The following is an 18,945-nucleotide window of genomic DNA, read 5'->3' as shown; positions in this document are numbered from 1 at the left end:
CGGGTCAGGACCAGGAAATGGGGATAACTTCCCGGACGCTCCCCAACGGTCGGGTCACGACCACTTGACCAGGTGTCGCATTCCCCGTACCGTCACGCTCCGTAGCGATCGACGGGAGAACCCCGAGCAGCACTGGGAGTGTCCGAATGCCCTCTGAATACGCCAAGTCTCTGGGCGCCCGCCTGCGCTCCATCCGCCAGCAGCAGGGTCTTTCCCTGCAGGGTGTGGAGGAGAAGTCGAATGGGCGGTGGAAGGCCGTGGTGGTCGGCTCGTACGAGCGCGGCGACCGGGCCGTGACGGTGTCCCGTCTGGCCGAGTTGGCCGAGTTCTACCGGGTCCCCGTTTCGGAGCTGTTGCCTGACGGCAGCGGTGTCCGGCACGAGCCCACCAGCAAGATCGTCCTGGACCTGGAGCGGCTCTACGACGAGGCCTCCGAGGACCTGGCCTACGTCGCCCGCTACGCCCGCGCCATCCAGCAGCAGCGAGGTGACTACAACGGCCGGGTGCTCTCGATCCGCGCCGACGACCTGCGGGCGCTCGCGATCGTCTACGACGCCTCGCCGTCGGGTCTGATCGAGCGGCTCACCGAGCACGGTGTGCTGGTGGCCGACCCGCGGGCGTTCTTCGCCTCCTGAGCTGTCGCTGTACCGAAAGGGCCCGTGCCATCTGGCACGGGCCCTTTCGCGGTACGGCGTTCGGTGGTGCGACGTTCAGCGGGTGGCGTACTCGGCGATCCGGCCGAGCACCCCGTTGAGGAAGCGCGGCGAATCGTCTGTCGACATCTGCCGAGCCAGCTCCACGGCCTCGCTGATCGCCACCGCGTCGTCGATCTCGTCGACGTAGAGCAGCTCGTAGACGGCGATCCGGGCCAGATTCCGGTCGACGACCGGCATCCGCTCCAGCGTCCAACCCTCGGCGTAGCTGGCGATCAGCTCGTCGATCCGGTTGAGGTGCTCGGCAACCCCCTCGACCAGGCCCACCGCGTAGCCGAGGTGCTCCGGTCGGGGCTGCTCGATCCGCTGCACGTAGCCGGCCAGCACCTCCACCGGAGGCTTGTCCCGCAGGTCGGCCTCGTAGAGGACATCCAGCGCCCGCTTACGCGCCTTGCGGCGCGCCGGCATCTGCTGCTTGGAACCCTCAGCCATCAGGCGCGGCCGAGGTAACGGCCGTCGCGGGTGTCGACCTTGATCTTCTCACCGGTGGTGATGAACAGCGGCACCGGCACGGTGGCGCCGGTCTCCACGGTCGCCGGCTTGGTGCCGCCGGTCGAGCGGTCGCCCTGCAGGCCCGGCTCGGTGTAGGTGACCTCCAGCACGACGCTTGTGGGCAGCTCGATGTAGAGCGGCACACCCTCGTGCTGGGCGACGGTCGCCTCCGCCTCGGGCAGCAGGTAGTTGGCTGCCTCGCCGACGGTGCCACCGAGAACGGTGATCTGGTCGAACGTCTCCAGATCCATGAAGACGAAGTCCTCACCGTCGGCGTACAGGTATTGCATCGTGCGCTTGTCAACGGTCGCGGTTTCGACCTTGGTGCCCGCGTTGAAGGTCTTGTCGACCACCTTCCCGGACAGCACGTTCTTCAGCGTGGTGCGCACGAAGGCACCACCCTTACCGGGCTTGACGTGCTGGAACTCGACGACAGCCCAGAGCTCGCCGTCCAGGTTGAGTACCAGGCCGTTTTTGAGGTCGTTGGTGGAGGCCATTTCCTGCCTTGATCATCAATTGGCGGACAGACCTTGCGAGTCTACTAGCTGCGGCGAGACCTGCCGACCGCCCTACGCGGGCGGGGGCCGAGCATCGGGCATCGACGCCCACGGCGGTGACGGAACGTGACCCTCAGCCCGGTGACCGTTCCCGCCCTCGGGTCCTTTGCTCTGCACCCATCCGCGCACCAGTCACCCTCCGTACCGGCCGGACAGCCACCCCCGGTACGACACAACTCACAAAGTCGCAGCTCACGGCACTGGTGCAGCAGGGGGTGCAGAGCAAAGGATCCGAGCAGGCTCGGTACTCGGGCGTCGGACGCGGCGCACCAGGTGACGCTCGGCGACGGCGTTAACGCTCACAATCGGTGATTTGTCACAGACAGCAGAAAAAGGGCGGGACGTCGGCGGTCACGCGCCCCGGCCGGCCAGGTGGTGCAGAGCGAGGCGATAACCGTCGATGCCCAGGCCGCAGATCACCCCGGTCGCCACCGCGGACACCACCGAATGGTGCCGGAACTCCTCACGGGCGTGGATGTTGGACAGGTGCACCTCCACCAACGGCCCCCGCAGCATCGCGCACGCGTCGCGCACCGCGTACGAGTAGTGCGACCAGGCAGCCGGGTTGAGCACCACAGCGGCGCCCTCGTCGGCGGCGGTGTGCAGCCAGCCCAGCAGCTCGTGCTCGGCGTCGGTCTGCCGGACCGTCACGTCCAGCCCCACCTCCCGGCCGGTGGTCTCGCAGAGCGCCACGAGATCGGCGTAGGTGGTCGCGCCGTACACCTCGGGCTCGCGGGTGCCCAGCCGGCCCAGGTTCGGCCCGTTGAGGACGTACACCCTCACGAAACCGACACCTCCCGGTACGCGGCCTCCAGCAGCGCGTCGTCCGGGCCCTCCAACATCGAGGGGCGGGCCAGCCCGTCCAGCACCACGAAGCGCAGTCGGCTGCCCCGGGTCTTCTTGTCCACCCGCATCGTGGCCAAGAGCTGCGGCCAGGCGTCGGCCGGGTAGCTCACCGGCAGGCCCAGCGCGCTCAACGTGGCCCGGTGCCGGTCGGCGGTCGGCGCGTCCAGCCGGCCGGCGAGCCGGGCCAGCGTGGCCGCGTAGACCAGGCCGACGGCGACGGCGTGGCCGTGCCGCCAGCGGTAGCCCTCGTTCTGCTCGATCGCGTGGGCGAGGGTGTGACCGTAGTTGAGCACCTCCCGCACGCCCGACTCCCGCAGGTCACCGGCGACCACGTCGGCCTTGACCCGGATCGACCGCTCGATCAGCTCCCGCAGCACCGGCCCGCGCGCGTCGGTGGCCGCCGCCGGGTCGCGCTCGACCAGGTCCAGGATCGCCGCATCGGCGATGAACCCGCACTTGACCACCTCGGCGAGCCCGGCCGCCAGGTCGATCGCGGGCAGGCTGTCCAGGGTGGCCAGGTCGGCCAACACCCCGACCGGCGGATGGAACGCGCCCACCAGGTTCTTGCCGGCGGCCGTGTTGATGCCCGTCTTGCCGCCCACCGCGGCGTCCACCATGCCCAGCAGCGAGGTCGCCACCGGCACCCAGCGCACCCCGCGCAACCAGCAGGCCGCGACGAAGCCGGCCAGGTCGGTCACCGCGCCGCCGCCCACCCCGACCACCGCGTCGGTACGGGTGAAGCCGGCCGCGCCGAGCCGGTCCCAGCAGGCGGCGGCAATGTCGATCTGCTTGCCGGACTCGGCGTCGGGCACCTCGATCGGCAGCGGCTCGACGCCTGCGGCGCGCAGCCGCTCGCCCACCGCGTCCGCCAGGGCCTTGAGCGGGGGCGCGTGCAGCACCGCCGCCCGGCTCGCGCCGGGCAGCAGGCCGGGCAACGCGCCCAGCAGGTCACGTCCCACCAACACGTCGTACGGCCGCTCGCCGCCGACCGGAATCCGGGTCACGTCGTCCATCGCCGGGAGCCTAGTCCAGCGGGCGGCGTGGTGCGGGCATCTGCCCACCTGATGGCCGGGCTGCCCAGTCGGCGAGCAGACGGGCGTGCTCGGCCACCGCGGCGCGCAGCGCCTCCGGGTGTCGCACCGTGAACGGGAAGCCCAGACCGGCGAGCAGCGCGGCCATGCCGGGCAGGCTCTCCGCCCGGGCCCGCAACAGCACACCCTCGGCGGTGACGGTCAACTCGGCCACGCTGGGCGGGATGCGGCGGCGAGCCACGTCCACATCGGTCTCCAGCAGCACCTCGACCTCGTGCGAGTAGGGCACGCCGGCCAGTGACCGGGTCACCCGGGCCACCGGGTCGAAGCCCGCCGGCACGGTGAACGTGGCCGTGCCGGGCGTCACGACGCCGACGCGGTCCAGCCGGAACGTGCGGACCTCGCCGCGCCTGTGGTCGTGGCCGGTGACGTACCAGCGGCCGGAGTGGAAGACCAGGCCGTACGGGTCCAACTCCCGGTGCGACTGCTCGCCCCGCCAGGAGCGGTAGTCGAGGGCCACCCGCTGCCGGTGCCGGGCCGCCGCCGCCAGGGCGAGCAGGGTCCCCGACGCCGGCCGCAGCTCCGGCTCGGGGCGACGCAGGGTGAACCCGAGGTGCTCCTGCACGGCGGCGAGCCGGTCGGCCAGCGCCGCCGGCAGCACCCGACGGATCTTCGCGAGTGCCGTGGCCGTCGCGGGCTGCTCGGTGGCCAGCCCGACCCGCTCCGCGACGACAAGCCCGAGCAGCACCGCCACCGCCTCGTCGTCGGTGAGCATCAGCGGTGGCAGCTTGTAGCCGGGGTGCAGCCGGTAGCCGCCGTGCCGACCCCGGTCGGCGGTGACCGGGATGCCCAGCTCGACGAGGGTGGCCGCGTACCGGCGCACGGTCCGCTCGTCGACGCCGAGCCGGTCGGCCAGCTCGGCGGCTGTCGCGCGGTGCCGGGCCTGGAGCAACTCCAGCAGGGCCAGCACCCGACCAGCGGGATGTGACACGGACCACTCCTCAAAACCGGGCGGATTCTGTCCGGATTCGATCGTACGGTCTGTCGGTAACCGAGCGAAGGAGCGACAGATGGCGACATATGTGCTGGTGCCGGGGTTCTGGTTGGGCGCCTGGGCGTGGCGGGACGTGACCGAGACCCTGCGCGCGCGGGGTCACGACGTCTACCCGATGACGCTTACCGGGCTGGCCGAACGCGACCACCTGGCCGGGCCGGACGTGAGCCTGGAGACGCACACCCTGGACATCGTCCGGCTCATCGAGGTCGAGGACCTGCGCGACGTTCTCCTTGTCGGGCACTCCGGCGGTGGCATGCCGGTCGCCCAGGCGGCCGACCGCATCCCGGACCGGATCACCCGGGTGATCTACGTGGAGAGTGGGCCGCTCCCCGACGGCACCGCGCAGTTCGACACCGTGCCGCCGGAGGAGCAGCAGCGCCTGCGGGCCGCGATCGGCGACGGTCACCTGTTGCCGCCGCCGGCCTGGGATCCGCTCGCCGACCCAGTGAACGTCGCCGGACTGGACGAGCCGACGCTTGCCCTGCTGCGTGCCCGGGCCACCGCACAGCCACTGCGGACCGCCACCGACCCGGTACGACGCACCGGTGGCCGGCCGGTGCCGACGGCACTTGTCGCCAGCACCTTTCCGCTGGGTGTGGTGCGGGAAATGATCGACCAGGAGCACCCGTTCTTCACCGGCCTGGCCGACGGACTACTGCACGAGGTGCCCACCGGGCACTGGCCGATGCTCAGCGAGCCGAAGGCTCTGGCCGACGTCCTCGACCTGATCGCCCGCGGCTGAGCGGGCCGGGCCCGGGCCGCGCGCCGGTCAGTGCGGTAGCAGGGCGGCGATCTCCTGGACGACCGCCGCCGGGGTCCGCCCGTCGGTGGTCACCGTGACGGTGGCGACCTCGCGGTAGAGCGGCCGGCGCTGATCCATCAGGTGCTTGAGGGTGGCGCGCGGGTTGATCGCCAGCAGCGGTCGGCCGGCGCCCAGGCCCACCCGCTTCACCGCGTCCGGCAGCTCCACCGAGAGGTGCACCACCCGGTGCCCGATCAGAGCGGCCCGCGTCTCCTCGGCCAACACCGCGCCGCCGCCCAGGGCGAGCACACCCGTGCCGCCGGCCAGCGCCGCGGCCACCGCGGCCCGTTCCAGGGTACGGAAGTGCGCCTCACCCTCGTCGATGAAGATCTCCGGGATCGGCTTGCCGGCCATCTGCTCGATGTCGATGTCGGTGTCGCGGAACTCCACCCCGATGGTGTCGGCGAGCGCCCGGCCGACGGTGGTCTTGCCACAGCCGGGCACGCCGACCAGCACCACGACAGGCGCCATCAGCGAATCACCAGCGCGTCGAGGTAGCCCGCCAGGTTGCGGCGGATCTCGGCGATCGAGTCCCCGCCGAACTTCTCGGTGGCCGCCTCGGCGAGCACCAGCGCCACCATCGCCTCGGCGACCACCGCCGCGGCGGGCACCGCGCAGACGTCGGAGCGCTGGTTGATCGCGGTGGCCGGCTCGCCGGTGGTGACGTCCACGGTGGCCAGTGCCCGGTTCAGCGAGGAGATCGGCTTCATCGCGGCACGAACCCGCAGCGGCTCCCCGGTGGTGATGCCACCCTCCAGCCCGCCGGCCCGGTCGGTGACCCGGCGGACGCCCGTCGCCGACGGGATGATCTCGTCGTGCGCCTCCGAGCCCCGGGACCGGGCCTGCTGCCAGCCGTCGCCGATCTCCACGCCCTTGATCGCCTGAATGGACATCAACGCGGTCGCCAGCCGGGCGTCGAGTTTGCGGTCCCACTGCACGTGGCTGCCCAACCCCGGCGGCACCCCGTACGCCAGCACCTCGACCACACCACCGAGGGTGTCGGCGGCCTTCTTCGCGGCGTCGACCTCGGCGACCATCAGCGCGCTGGCCTCCGGGTCGAGGCACCGCAGCGGGTCGGCGTCGATCCGGGCGGCGTCGGACGGCACGGGACGCAGGCCGGGCTTCGCGGCCACCGGACCCAGCTCGACCACGTGCGAGACGATCTCGATGCCGAGCGCCTGCCGGATCAACGCCTTGGCGACCGTGCCCACGGCCACCCGGGCGGCGGTCTCCCGGGCGCTTGCGCGTTCCAGGATCGGCCGGGCGTCGGTGTGGCCGTACTTCTGCATGCCGGCCAGGTCGGCGTGACCCGGCCGGGGACGGGTCAGCGGGGCGTTGCGGGCCTGGCGGGCCAACTCGTCGGGGTCGACCGGGTCGGCGGCCATCACGGTCTGCCACTTCGGCCACTCGGAGTTGCCCACCCGGATCGCCACCGGGCTGCCCAGGGTCACGCCGTGCCGCAGCCCGCCGAGCAGCTCGACCTCGTCGCGTTCGAACGCCATCCGGGCACCCCGGCCATAACCGAGCCGCCGACGGGCCAGCTCGTCGGCGATCTCGGTGGTGGTCACCTCAATGCCGGCCGGCACCCCCTCCAGCATCGCGACGAGGGCGGGACCGTGCGATTCACCTGCAGTCAACCAACGCAACACAGCGATCAGTCTGTCACGGCGCGCCACCGACCCAGCACGCTGCCCGCCGCGTCCCGCCCAGCGGACACCGGTGCCCGGTCGAGCGGACACCGGTGCCCGGTCGGGGCGGGGCGCAGCGGCAGGTCAGATGCCCCGGCCGCGCTTGTGCAGCGTGCGCAGCACCGCGTCGGCCCGGACCACCCGGCCGGCGACGGCGAGGGCCAGATACGCGCGCGGCTCGCGGGGATTGCTCCGCAGGGTGCGCCGCGCCCACCGCAGCGCGCCCCGGCGGTTGCCGGCGGCGGCCTGGGCGAACGCGATCTGACCGGCCACCCGGGCCGCACCTGCCGGTTGGCCCGCGAACTCCGGGTAGCGCCGCAGCAGCCACTGCAGCGCGTCGGAGATGGTGTCCCAGCGCTGCGAGAAGTACGAGCGCTTGTGCCAGCGGACCAGCACCAGGGGCGTGCGCAGATTGATCAGCGGCGCGCTGCGCGCCGCCCGCAACAGGAACTCGTAGTCCTCCGCGTAGCTGCCCGGGATCTCCTCGTCGACCAGGCCGAACCCGTCGCGCAGCGCACTGGCGCGAATCAGGAAGGTCGACGGGTGCAGCTCCGTCAACCGGTCCCGCAGCAGGTCGTCCAGGCTGATCCGGTCCTTGTCCAGCACCCGGTCGACGGTGTGCCCGTCATAGCTGACCCGGATGCCGCAACAGACGAACTCGGCAGCCGGGTCGGCGGCCAGCGCGTCGACCTGCACCGCCAGCTTGCCGGGCAGCCACTCGTCGTCGTCGTCGCAGAACGCGACAAGCTCACCCCCGCCGGCGAGGGTGCCACTGTTGCGGGCCCCGGCCAACCCCGGGGTACGGGTGTTGCCAATCACCCGCACCGCGCGGGCCGGGCCGTCCGCCAGCTCGGTCAGCGACTCGTCCGGCACGGACTGGTCGAACACCACCACGACCTCGATCGGGCCCGGGTATTCCTGGGCCAGGATCGCGCGCACCGCGGACCGCAGCAGCTCGGGGCGGTCCCGGGTGGGCACCACGACGCTGACGCTCGTCTGGTCGGTCATCGGATCTCCTTCGCACCCGGACGCGGCCGGGACCAGGCCCGCAGCCGGTGTGGGCGCGGGGTCGAGCGGGCCACCAGGTCGTCGACAATCTGCCCGACCCGGGCCACCGCCGCCCGTTGTGCCTCGTGCGCCTGCGGGTCGGCGGCCACCGCGTACCGGGAAGGGTCGGCCAACCCGTCGGTCAACGCGCCGTGCAGCGCCTCCCGGGTCTCGCAGAGCGCCACCAGGCCGGCGGCGCCGAGCCGGCGGGCGAACAGGAGCTGGTGGTCGTCGACGTGCTCACCACGCGCCGGGTCGCGGGGCACCACGATGGGCAGATGGCCGTGCCGGCGGGCCTCCAGAATGGTCGCCGGACCGCCGTGGCAGACCACCAGGTCGGCCTCGTCCATCGCCTGTTGCAGCGCGTCGTGGCCGAGGAACGCCACCGCGCCGGGCAGGTGCGGAGCACGTGTGTGCCCGTGCTGCACCGTCAGCTCGACCTCGTCGGTGGCCTGCTCGTGCCACTGCGCCAACCAGTCGACGAGCCGGTCGAAGGGGTGCTTGTCGGTGCCGACCGCGACCAACAGCCGGAGCTGGTCGGTCGGGGTGTCGCGCTGGCGCGGCAACCGGGGCTCCGCACCGGCCGGGGCGGGTTGCGGACGCCGGGCGGTGCCGGCCTCCCCCGTCACAGCAGCGTCCCGACGACGGTGGCCTCGGGGTACTGCCGACGCTGCTCGTCCCACTGCACGAGCATCGCGGACAGAAACGGGCGGCAGAGCCGGGCGGTCATCGTCGGGGTGTCGATCCGGTCGTACACCTCGATGTAGACGGTCGGGATGCGCCACAGCCGGGCCAGCACCACGAACGGCACCGCCACCCCGGCGCCGGTGGTGACCACCGCGGCGACCCGCCGGGCCCGCAGCACCCGCCAGGCCAGCAACGCGTTGCGCAGCAGGTTCGGGATGTTGCGGGTGGTCGGGTGGTGCGCCGGCACGAGGTCCTCGCCGGACAGCAGGGACACCGCCTCCGGGGTGTCGAAGGTTACCCAGCAGCGCCGCCACTGTTCGTACCAGGGCCGCAGGGCGAGTAGTTGGGCCAGATGGCCACCGCTGGAGCCGACCAGCAGAAGCACTGGCGCGGCATCGTCGTCGTTCTTCGTGTCCACGCGACTCCCCACAAGTTCGCTTGGAATTCCGGTTCACGCCAGGCAGAAGCAGATCACACGTTGTCCGGTCGTTGAATAGCGCGACCGGACGAGCCATCGATCTCCACATCGGGCACTCGGGCGCGTCGAACGTCCGAGCCCGCATCGATCGTCATCACCACCTGCGATTTCGTCGTTACTCTGTGGCGCGCCCCGGCGCCACGATTCCTCCGGATCAGCCGCTATGTCTTTTCTCGATGACGTCCAAGAGTGCGGGATGCAGCGCGGCGTTCCAGCCCGCGCCCGCGTCGGCCAGCCGCCAGGTCCGCAACCACATCTCCACCAGGTACGCGTCGGCGACAAGCCGGCGCTGCGGCGCGCCGAGACCGAGGCGGTCGCCGTGCCGACCCAAATACGCGTCGACCGCGGCCGCCGCGACGGCTGCCGACTCACCCCGCAGCACCAGGGCCCGCTGGAACGCGTCGTGCGCCAGGTCGAACCCGACCGGCACGTCCGCCCCGCTGTGCTCCCAGTCCCAGGCGACCAACCGACCGTCGTGCCAGCCCAGGTTCCAGGGCACCCAGTCACCGTGCCAGTGACCGAACTCGACGCTCGTGTCACCGTGCCGGCGCGCCAACGCGGCGACCGCGGCGACCGCTCGCGCACCGGTCTCCTCGGCCGCGGCGGCCCGGTCGGCCTGACCGGCCAGACGGGACAGGAAGCTCGACCCGGCCAGCGCGCGAGGCGGTCCCGCGGGGCCGCCACGGCGGGCGACCGCGAGCAGCGCCGCGATCCGCGGTGGATCGTCGACCGGCACACCGCGTACCGCCGGGGGCAGCGGCTCGATCACCGCGACCACCTGGCCTCCCCACGCCGTCTCGGCGAGCAGCCGCGGCGGCGTCGGGTGGTCGGCGACACCTGCCACCGTCCGCAGCGCCCGCAGCGCCGCCGCCTCGGCGGTGACCAACGCGCGGGTCGCGTCGTTCCAACCGATCTTCGCGTAGCCGCGCGGACGACCGTCGGCGGTGAAGAGTTGCAGGGTGGGCTTGCCGTTCGGGTCGGGTGGTCGGACCCCGCACGCGGCCAGCAGCGGCGTGCCACCCAGGTCGGCCGCGAGCCGCTCGGTCAGCAACAGCTCCGCCGCCGCCGCACCGGCGGGCACCGACACGGTCAACGTCGGAAAGGGCGCGAGCCCCACCGCGCCGAGCCGGGCCAGCCCGCCGAGCACCGCCCGCAGCGCACGCACCTTCGGTGGCCGCAGGGCGTTGTACGCCAACAGCGACGCCGCCCCGGCCCGCGGAGCGCCCAGCGGCACCAGGAACCGGGCCCGGGCGACCGACGGCACCACCGCGTACCGGGCCACCGTCCGGTGACCGGCCGGCGCTGGCCCGCCCACGGTCAGGTTGACCCGCTCGTCCGGGAAGACGGCGCGGCTCACCCAGCCCAGACCGTCCACCCGGGCCCGCGGGTCGGCGGCCGGGCCCACAGTCGTCGTCACGCCGGCCGGTCCGCCCAGTCGAGGTCCAGCCCGAGCCGCTGGCGCAGCGCGTCGTTGTGCGGCCGGTAGTAGTCGGTCAGCTCGGCACGCACCGCCGGCTCCAGCGGCGCCGAGCGCCTGTCGTTGTAGACCTTGAAGTCCGGCAGGTCGTACGCCGGGAGCCCGAGGAAGTCGAGGGTGCGCCGGTAGGTCGCCCGGGAGTCACGGTAGAGGTCCTCGCTGGGCAGGAAGAGGATCTGCTGCCTGTCGAAGCGCTCCAACCACGGCTCCAGGTGCTCCAGGTAACGCCCCCGCGCCCGGTACGTGTACCAGTCGTACGCCTCGCTGAACGACTCCGGCTCGGCGATCAGCCGCTCCCGCTCCCCCGCCGTCCGCTCCGGCTCGGCAGCCAGCGCGGCGGCGAAGTCCAGCGGCTCGATGCCGTGCGTACGGCGCTCCTTCCAGTGCGAGTACGCCCGCTCCACCGGGTCCCGCAGGAGCACGATCAGTTTCACCTGCGGCATCAGCGCGGCGACCCGCTGCGCGGCGAGCGGGTGGAACATGTACAGCGGCGCGGCCTCGCCGACCCGGACCGGCCCGCCGTGCCGCTTCGACAGGGCGTCACGGTGGCGCTGGGTCGGGAAGTGCGAGCGGTACCACGCCTCGCCGCGTCCCCAGTGCTCCTCGAAGTAGTGCGCCGACTTGGTGTTCCACGCCGGGAAGAGGCGGGGCACGAGCGGGTGCTGGATGAGGTAGTTCCACAGGGAGGTCGTGCCGCCCCGTTTCGTGCCGATGATCAGGAAGTCCGGCAGGGGCCGCCGGTCACTCGTGCGGACCCCGTAGTCCACCAGGGACTCCTTCACCCGGCCTGTCACCTGGGTCGGGACCAACTGCTTGACCCGGTCACGGATGGACGCCACGATGGACCTCACCTGCCTCTCGTCGATACCGGGTCGGGGTCGGCGGCCGCGGCCGTGCTCTCCCGTCCACGGACCTGCCTCATGGTCTCCCGGACGCCGGCGCGCACCCGGGGCAACGTCAACATGCCGACGCAGCCGGCCAGCAGCACACCCAGCGCCACCGCCAGGCCGGGCAGGCCGCGCCCGCCCACAAGCACGCCGGCGCCGGCGGCCACGCCCACCGCGACGGCCGTGGCCGCCGCGGCACGCACCGTCGCGCCGTCGAACAGCGGCTCCCGGACCACCGACCGGGCGAACCCGGCGGCGGTGAGGTTCTCGGTGGCGATGCCGGCGGCCCACGCCACCGCCGCTCCCGTGGCGCCGTAGCGGGGGATCAGCCACAGGCCCAGCGAGACGGTCACCGTCAGCCCGGCCACGGTGGCCACCAGGTGCAGGCCGCTGCGTCCACCCATCAGCAGCAGGCTCTGCACGTTGCCCACCCCGGTGTTGACGAGCATCGCCAACGCGAGCACCGTCATCGCCGGCACGCCGGCGGTGAACTCCGGCCCGAACAGCTGCAGGAAGGCCAGCGCGAAGACCGCCAGCAGCAGGTACACCGGCCAGGACAGCACCAGCCCCCAGATGGTCAACTGCCGGTGCACGGCCGCCGCCGCCGCGCGTTCGCCGCGCCCGAGCAGCCGGGACAACTGCGGTGACACCGCCACCCGCAACCCCTGCATGGCGAGCTGGCCGGCCAGCACGTACCGGCCGACCGCGCCGAACACGCCGGCGTCCGTCGGCCCGGCCAGCACGGAGGTGAGCAGCACACCCACCCACATGCTGCCCGCGTCGATGGCCGCCGACGCGGCCCGGGGCAGCGCGAAGCGCCAGAACGTCGACCAGTCGGCGCGGCGCGGACGCAGCGCCGCGCCGCGGCCCAGCCCGAGCGGGCCGGCCACGAGGATGAGGCAGACCAGCAGCGCCACCGCCGCCGGCACCAACCAGCCGGTCATGCCGGCGACCAGACCCAAGCCGGCCAGCGCGGCGGCGCCGACCAGCACCGGCCGGGCAACCGGCAGCAGCAGGAACTGCACGCCGACGTACGCCCGGATGGACCGTACGCAGCGCAGCGCGGCCAGCAGGAGGGTCATCGCGACCACCACCGGCACCGCGGCGAACGTGACGGTGAGCAGCGCGTGGCCGCTGGCACCGGAGCCGCGCAGCAGCCGGGGCGCGAGCCCGTCGGCGGCCAGCACGCCGACGCAGGCGACCAGGAGCCCGGCCAGCAGCGGCGGGATCAGCGCCACCGGGAGCACCCGGGCCGCGTCCCCGCGCACGCCGACACTGCGCCGGGGCAGCGACCACATCAGGCCGGTCTCCGCCCCGAGCGTGCAGACCGCGGTGGCCACGGTGACCACCCCGATGGCCGCGAAGAACGCGCCCGCGCCGGCCGTGCCGTACGAACGGGTGATCACCACGGCCAGCACGAAGCCGAACAGGCCGCTGGCGGCCGCGCCGAGCAGCCCGGCCACGCCGCTGCGCGCGCTGCGTCGGGTCTCGGTCGAGCCCGCGTCCGCGCCGGCGGCCGGTACGTCCGCGCCGGCGGGCACCGGCGTCGGGTGCTCCGGGCCGGTCGGCGGTCGGGTCGCGGCGGTCATGCCGGCACCGCCGCGGCCGGCGCGGCGGGCATCGGCCGCCCGGACGCCCGGGGCGGCCCGGTCCACCGTTCCCGTTCGGTGAGCGCCATCGCGAAGCCGACCGCGAAGAACGCGACAGCCAGATTCTGGTTCGCCATGCCGTAGAACGGGGCCTGCACCAGGCAGACCACCGGCACCACCGACAGCCACTGACCGGCCGCCGACGTGGCCCGCGCGCAGATCACCGCGGCGGCGACGAACCAGGCGAGGAAACAGACGAGCGCGGGTACGCCGTGACTGAACAGCACCATCCAGAGCTGCCCCTGGGTGCCGATCGGCGCGTCCGCCGACACGGTGTCCACGTTCACCGGCGCGCCGTAGCCCAGCCACGGTGACTCCTGCACCCGGCGGATCACCTCGGTGTAGAGCGAGAGCCGGTCGGTGTTGGTGTCGCTGGAATCGACCCGGTTGCTGATCAGTTCGGTGATCGGGATGAACAGCGTGGCCAACGCGCCGATCACCACCACCCCCACGATGGACGCGGCCACCCGGATGTTGCCGCGCAGGCTGGCCCGCACCCCGAGCACCGCCAACCCGGCGCCGAGGCTCAGGAACATCGCCCGGTTGAGAGTGAGGAACGCCGGCGCGAGCGACAGCGGCAACGACGCGAGGAGCGCCCAGCGCAGGACACCCCGCCGGCGCAGCATCGTGAAGGCCACCACGCACGGCAGCGTCATGGCGTACGCGCTGCCGTAGTTGTTCGTGTAGGCGAACGGCGCGGCCGGCCGGTAGATCGGGTTGAGCGACCGGCTGCTGTATTCCGCCGTGGTCAGGTGCACCATGTCCTGGATGAACGGGGTGCCGGCCACCCCTCCGGGCAGCAGCACCTCCATCGGGGTGGCCATGGCCAGCCGGGGCACCAGCACCCCGAGCCAGCCCAGCGCCACCAGCGCGAACCAGAACGCGCAGAGCGGGCTGAGCACCGCCACCAGGCTCGCGCGTTCCCGGGCGGCGACGTAGACGTAGACGCCGACCACAAGCGCGGTCAGGTAGAACGCCAGCCGCAGGGCGAACGTCAGCAGCGAGGCGGGTGACGGCAGTTGGGTGGCGCTGACCACCACGATGGCGAGGAACAGCAACCAGATCCCGGCCGCCGGCGGCAGTGGCACGCGGCCCCGGGTGAGCAGCAACGCGAACAGCAACCCACCCAGCAGCGGCCAGCCGAGGTAGAACGCGCCGAACAGCCACCAGAGCGGCACCAGGCCGAACATCAGCGACAGGGGCCACAGCGGCAGCCGGGGCGGCAGCGGCGGCGGCACCGGGGCCACACCGGCGGGAGTGACGCCGGGCGGCGGGTCGGTCGCCGGGGCGCGGGTGACCGACACGCTCAGGCCCGGCCGTTGCGGGTGAGCACGAAGCCCAGTGGGGTGACCCCCGCGGCGCGCAGCCGCTCCACCAGGCGTCGCAGGTCGCTCTGCCGGGTGCGGTCCCGCTCCACGACCACCACCGCGCTGCCCTGCCGTGCGACGGCGACGCCGCGCTCGTCGGACTCCGCGGGCGGGGCGTTGAACAGCACCAGGCCGTGGTCCGCGCCCTGTCGCCAGGTGCCGAACCGGACGCTGCCCACACCGACGCTCACCTCGTCCGGGTCGACGACCCGGCCGTTCTCCGGTCGGGCGGACGACACCCGGGGCAGCGTCAGCGTGGCGTCGACATCGGTGGACGGGCGGGCGCCGGGCGGATGCGGGGACGGCCGGCGGGGGGTCGCGGCCTCTTCGGCAGCGGCGGCCGGGGGGGTGCCGGCCGGGCGGGGCTTCGGCACCAGCGGCCGGGACGGATCGATGGGCAGCCGTCCCCGGTCGGCGAGCACCGTGGCGCGCAGCCGCTCGGCGCGCCCGCTGTCGTCGGCGACGAAGACGTCGCGGCCGTCGGCGGCGAGCGCCACCGCGAGCCCGGCGGTGAGCGCGGTAGCGTCCTCCCGGGTGCTGACAAGCGCCACCCGCGCCGGTGGACGGACCCGTTCGGCGACCGCCATCGCCACGTACCGGACGTCCGCGTCGACAGCCCGGGGGCTGCCCCGGAACGCCGGCCGGCGCACGGTGCCGAGCAGCGGCAGGCCGCTGGCGTCCCGGCCGTCGGCGACCGAGCGGACCCGCCGGTCGGCCGACTCCCAGGCGTACGCGAGCACGATGCCGATCAGCGCGCCACCGAGCAGGCCGGCAACCAGGTAGAGCGGCCGGTGCCCGGCGGAGGCGACAAGTGACTTCTCGGCGCTCTGGGTCACCCAGCCGGGGTTGACGTCGACCGCGGCGATCTCGGTACGCGCGGAGTTGAGCTGGGTGAGCTGGTTGTTGACCCCGGCCAGCTCGGCGACCACCGCGTTGGCGACCGCGGGGTCCTTCGTGGTGCTGGCCCGCTTCTGCAGCACGGCCTGCTGGGCGGCGACCTTTGTGATGCTGGAGTCGTAGGAGCGCAGCATCTCGGCGCGCTGCTGCTCGTACATGGTGCGTCGCACGTCCAGGTAGGCCTGGGCGGCCAGGTTGGCGCCCTGCACCGCCCGCTGTGCCTCGCCCGCCTGGTAGCTGAAGCGCAGGATCTGCCCACCGGTGGGCACCTCGACCTCGAGCGCGCCGCGGATGTCCCGCGGGTGTCCGCCGGAGGCGTCGGCGAGCCGCCGCACCACCTCGGTGCCGGTGGCGATGCCGCTCTCCACGTTCATGTTGACCGCCCGGTCGGCGCCCGCGCCGCTCGGGGTGAACGCGTCGGTCACCACCGGCCGGACCGCCACCACGGCGTTCGCGGTCAGCGTCGACGGGACCAACAACACGTAGCCGAGCGCGGCGAGCAGACCGACCAGGGCCGCCGCGCCGACCAGCCGCATCCGGTGCATCGGCACCCGCAGCAGGTCGGTGAGTGTCACCGCGCCGGGGGTCGCGGCGGACGGGCCGTCCGTGGTCCAGGAACCGGATGTCGCATCAGTCATGGAACTTCTTCACCGTCTGTTGAGGATTGCCGACGACCACGACGCCGGGTGGGACGTCCGTGCGGACCACGGTCGCCGCGCCCACGACGCTGTCCCGACCGACCCGGACGCCCTTCAACACCAGGGCGTGTGCGCCGACCCACACGTTGTCCTCGAGGACGATCGGGGCACGGGTGGCCGGGTTGGGCGAGGCGTGTCGCTGCGCGGGCGGCAGGTTGTGGAAGTCGTTGTCGAGCAGTTCACAATCGGACAGGAGGCACCGGTCCCCCACCGTGACCGACGTCCAGGTGCCGATCCAGGTGGCGTTGAGCAGACAGTCGGCGCCCACGCGTACCTCACCGGGGCCCGCGAAGCGGACCAGCTTGTTGATCCGGGTGCGGTCGCCGATGGTCACCCGCACGCCCCGGCGCAGCCGGATCCGGCCACGGATCTCCACGTCCCGGCCGAGCGTCAATCGCCGGTAGCGGAGCCTGTACCACAGGCGTTTGACCGCGAAGATCAGACGCACCGCGCGTCTCGTATGGATGCCAGCGGCGCCGAGCAACGATCCTCCCCCACGTCACGGGGCCGGCGGCGGTGTGCCCGCCGCCGGCCCAATGTGAACAATCTACCGACGCTCCGTTACGAACGGTTGACCATTACTGGACGGAGAAGAACGTCGATGGGGTGGACCAGGACAACTCGGGCGTCGCGGCGCTGATGACTGTCGCCGTGGTGCCATCGACCGCCATGCTCGCCGCGAACGTCGGGTCGAACGGCGCACTGCGCAGGGTGCCGTCGGTGCCACCGTAGACGATCCGACCGCCCACCCAGGCCATGCCACGCACCGCGGACCAGGTCACTCCCGTCGTCGGCAGGCTGAACTCGGTGGCACCGAGATAGTTGCCGTCGATCTCGAAGTAGCGGTAATAGAGGTTGTTGGCCCCGGTACGGGTGTAGTAGAGCCGGCCGTCGAGGAAGAAGGCGCCGGTCAACAGCGCCGGGTTGTACCAGTCGTTGTAGCCGGACGCCTCCCACGACGAGCCGATCGCGCCGCCGTTGAACAGCGAGACGTCGATCCGGCTGCCGGTGGGCGTGCCGGCCACCGTGTGCGACCAGTAGATCCGGTCGTTCACCCGCCACGTCGCGCCGGCATCCGTGTAGGCGGGCTGGCTGATAGTGGCCGCGGTGCCCAGGGCGGTGCCGTCGAACGGCACCTTCGCCACCGTGCCCGCGCCGGTGTTCAGGTAGAGGTTGCCGGTGGTGGCCGAGGGCGGGTTCATCGGGGCGAAGGTACGCCCGCCGGCGAGCGGGAACATGCCGAGCCGGCCGTGGTACTCCTCGCCCATCCCGTCGGAGTTGTGCCCGAAGTAGAGGCCGTCCGAGCCGCGCCAGAGCACCGGCACCGCCGAACCCCAACTGCTGGTGCCCGCGGGCATCGAGGCGCTGCCGCTACGACGTGGATTCCAGTTCACCGGCATCCCGGTGGCCGGGGTGACGGCGGCGATGCCGAGCCGGTCGACAGCGCCCGGACCGGCGGTGTCGCTGGCGTTGGGGTTGTTCATCCAGCGGAAGTGCCCGCCCAGATAGATCACGTTGTCCGCCACCTCGACGGAGGTGATGGTGTCGTTGCCGGTGAAGTCGGCCCAGGTGGCGACCAGGCCGCTGCCCCGCGCGGCGGTCTCGAAGCGGACCAGGACGTCGCAGTACGCGGTCGGCCAGCCGCCGCCACCGTTGCTGCCGACGACGAAATAGGTGCCGTCCTCGCCGAACTTCACGTCCTGCACGTAGTGCACGAATGTCGTCGGCGAGGCGCAGGGCGAGGCGTACTTCTCGGTGCTCCAGTCGAGCAGCGTGGGCGTCGCGGAGACGTCCACCAGCGCGATCTGGTTGCGTGCCAGGCCGTTGACGAGCGTGAAGTTGCCGCCCACGACGAGCGTGTTGCCGTCCGGCGCGACGTCGAGGGTCCAGACGTACGACGTGGTGCCGTGCCGTCCCACGGTGGCGTCGATGACGAAGCTCGGGTCGATCGCGCCGGTGGTCGCGTTGAGCCGGCCGATACCGGCGTGCGCGGTGCCGTTGAGCCAGTTGAACGCGCCGGCCACGTACAGCCAGTTGCCGTGCAGCGCCAGATCACGGATCGTGCCGCCGTCGGAGCGCCCGACCCAGCTGTCGACGATCGCGCCGGTGGCCGGGTCGAGCGCGACCAGGTTCTTGCGGGAGACCCCGTTGACGTTCTTGAAGGTGCCGCCGGCGATCAGCGTGCCGCCGGGACCGGCGACGAGCGTGTTGACCGCGCCGTCGAGCACCGGCAGGAACGTGGTGGACATGGTGCCGGTGAGCCGGTCGTACGCGAAGAGGTATCGCTGGGTGACCCAGGCGGAGCCGGCGGTCTGCCGGAGCTGGGTGAAGCTGCCGCCGACGAAGACCGTGTTGCCCACCTGCGCGAAGGCACGGGTCTCACCGTCTCGGGCATGCGGCGTCACGTCGGCGGGATTGGCCGACACCAGGGTCGCCGTCTCCGGGACCGGCACCACCGCGGCCGACGCGGTGGTGGGGACGCCGAGAACCGCGGCGACGATCGCCGACGCGACCATCCCCGCCGTGATCCGACGTCGTCCTGCGAAACGCCACAAGTGCGAGAGTCTAGGCA

General features: G+C 72.7%; 19 protein-coding genes. 2 read left to right on the top strand and 17 right to left on the bottom strand.

Translation table 11 applies throughout. The features are described from left to right. Positions 1-146: 146 nt before the first annotated feature. Positions 147-635, top strand: a complete 489-nt coding sequence (locus tag ACLQ29_RS23575) for a transcriptional regulator BldD (protein ID WP_007458348.1) — start codon at positions 147-149, stop codon at positions 633-635. 75 nt (positions 636-710) lie between these two features. On the opposite strand, the gene nusB is transcribed toward ACLQ29_RS23575, so the two are convergent. From nusB to ACLQ29_RS23550, 5 genes are all read right to left on the bottom strand, one after another. Continuing rightward, positions 711-1,121, bottom strand: a complete 411-nt coding sequence (gene nusB, locus ACLQ29_RS23570; protein WP_184188983.1) for a transcription antitermination factor NusB — start codon at positions 1,119-1,121, stop codon at positions 711-713. 23 nt (positions 1,122-1,144) lie between these two features. After that, entirely contained in the window at positions 1,145-1,702 is a 558-nt protein-coding gene (gene efp, locus ACLQ29_RS23565) for an elongation factor P (protein WP_210793018.1), read from the bottom strand. 411 nt (positions 1,703-2,113) lie between these two features. Continuing rightward, complete coding sequence (gene aroQ, locus ACLQ29_RS23560; RefSeq protein ID WP_425773645.1) at positions 2,114-2,545, bottom strand: type II 3-dehydroquinate dehydratase; 432 nt, start codon at positions 2,543-2,545, stop codon at positions 2,114-2,116. After that, on the bottom strand, positions 2,542-3,621 hold the full coding sequence (gene aroB / locus ACLQ29_RS23555; RefSeq protein ID WP_425773644.1) for a 3-dehydroquinate synthase: 1,080 nt from the start codon (positions 3,619-3,621) through the stop codon (positions 2,542-2,544). The genes aroQ and aroB overlap by 4 nt, the downstream gene beginning before the upstream one ends. Positions 3,622-3,631: 10 nt before the next feature. Next, positions 3,632-4,630, bottom strand: coding sequence for a helix-turn-helix transcriptional regulator (locus ACLQ29_RS23550; RefSeq protein WP_425773643.1), 999 nt, complete (start codon positions 4,628-4,630; stop codon positions 3,632-3,634). 79 nt (positions 4,631-4,709) lie between these two features. Between ACLQ29_RS23550 and ACLQ29_RS23545 the strand changes: the two genes are divergently transcribed. Beyond that, on the top strand, positions 4,710-5,438 hold the full coding sequence (locus ACLQ29_RS23545; RefSeq protein ID WP_425773642.1) for an alpha/beta fold hydrolase: 729 nt from the start codon (positions 4,710-4,712) through the stop codon (positions 5,436-5,438). Positions 5,439-5,465: 27 nt separating this feature from the next. Here ACLQ29_RS23545 and ACLQ29_RS23540 read toward each other — a convergent pair whose 3' ends face one another. The 12 genes from ACLQ29_RS23540 to ACLQ29_RS23485 all read right to left on the bottom strand — a co-directional run bounded on the left by ACLQ29_RS23540 (position 5,466) and on the right by ACLQ29_RS23485 (position 18,889). Then, complete coding sequence (locus ACLQ29_RS23540; RefSeq protein WP_425757965.1) at positions 5,466-5,969, bottom strand: shikimate kinase; 504 nt, start codon at positions 5,967-5,969, stop codon at positions 5,466-5,468. After that, the gene (gene aroC, locus ACLQ29_RS23535) at positions 5,969-7,147 is read right to left on the bottom strand and encodes a chorismate synthase (RefSeq protein ID WP_425773641.1); all 1,179 of its coding nucleotides are present in this window, start codon (positions 7,145-7,147) and stop codon (positions 5,969-5,971) included. Before aroC ends, ACLQ29_RS23540 begins: the two co-directional genes overlap by 1 nt. A 123-nt stretch (positions 7,148-7,270) precedes the next feature. Then, on the bottom strand, positions 7,271-8,194 hold the full coding sequence (locus tag ACLQ29_RS23530; RefSeq protein ID WP_425773640.1) for a glycosyltransferase family 2 protein: 924 nt from the start codon (positions 8,192-8,194) through the stop codon (positions 7,271-7,273). After that, positions 8,191-8,760: a glycosyltransferase gene (locus tag ACLQ29_RS23525; RefSeq protein WP_425773704.1), complete on the bottom strand. Its 570-nt coding sequence runs from the start codon at positions 8,758-8,760 to the stop codon at positions 8,191-8,193. Before ACLQ29_RS23525 ends, ACLQ29_RS23530 begins: the two co-directional genes overlap by 4 nt. A 98-nt stretch (positions 8,761-8,858) precedes the next feature. Further along, positions 8,859-9,338 (bottom strand): UDP-N-acetylglucosamine--LPS N-acetylglucosamine transferase, encoded by a 480-nt coding sequence (locus tag ACLQ29_RS23520; RefSeq protein WP_425773639.1) that lies wholly within the window; start codon positions 9,336-9,338, stop codon positions 8,859-8,861. 214 nt (positions 9,339-9,552) lie between these two features. Then, a complete protein-coding gene (locus tag ACLQ29_RS23515) occupies positions 9,553-10,815 on the bottom strand; it encodes a hypothetical protein (protein WP_425773638.1) in 1,263 nt (420 codons plus the stop codon). Beyond that, entirely contained in the window at positions 10,812-11,714 is a 903-nt protein-coding gene (locus tag ACLQ29_RS23510) for a sulfotransferase domain-containing protein (RefSeq protein WP_425773703.1), read from the bottom strand. Before ACLQ29_RS23510 ends, ACLQ29_RS23515 begins: the two co-directional genes overlap by 4 nt. A gap of 8 nt (positions 11,715-11,722) precedes the next feature. After that, the gene (locus ACLQ29_RS23505) at positions 11,723-13,351 is read right to left on the bottom strand and encodes a lipopolysaccharide biosynthesis protein (RefSeq protein WP_425773637.1); all 1,629 of its coding nucleotides are present in this window, start codon (positions 13,349-13,351) and stop codon (positions 11,723-11,725) included. Then, the gene (locus ACLQ29_RS23500) at positions 13,348-14,658 is read right to left on the bottom strand and encodes an O-antigen ligase family protein (RefSeq protein ID WP_425773702.1); all 1,311 of its coding nucleotides are present in this window, start codon (positions 14,656-14,658) and stop codon (positions 13,348-13,350) included. Before ACLQ29_RS23500 ends, ACLQ29_RS23505 begins: the two co-directional genes overlap by 4 nt. Positions 14,659-14,717: 59 nt before the next feature. After that, complete coding sequence (locus ACLQ29_RS23495) at positions 14,718-16,313, bottom strand: lipopolysaccharide biosynthesis protein (RefSeq protein ID WP_425773636.1); 1,596 nt, start codon at positions 16,311-16,313, stop codon at positions 14,718-14,720. Then, entirely contained in the window at positions 16,306-16,812 is a 507-nt protein-coding gene (locus tag ACLQ29_RS23490) for an acyltransferase (protein WP_425773701.1), read from the bottom strand. Before ACLQ29_RS23490 ends, ACLQ29_RS23495 begins: the two co-directional genes overlap by 8 nt. Before the next feature lie 139 nt (positions 16,813-16,951). Further along, positions 16,952-18,889, bottom strand: a complete 1,938-nt coding sequence (locus tag ACLQ29_RS23485; protein ID WP_425773700.1) for a hypothetical protein — start codon at positions 18,887-18,889, stop codon at positions 16,952-16,954. Positions 18,890-18,945 lie beyond the last annotated feature (56 nt).

It is taken from the genome of Micromonospora sp. DT228 (assembly GCF_049841595.1).
Taxonomy (GTDB): Bacteria; Actinomycetota; Actinomycetes; order Mycobacteriales; family Micromonosporaceae; genus Micromonospora.
This window is presented reverse-complemented; position numbering and strand designations above follow the sequence as displayed.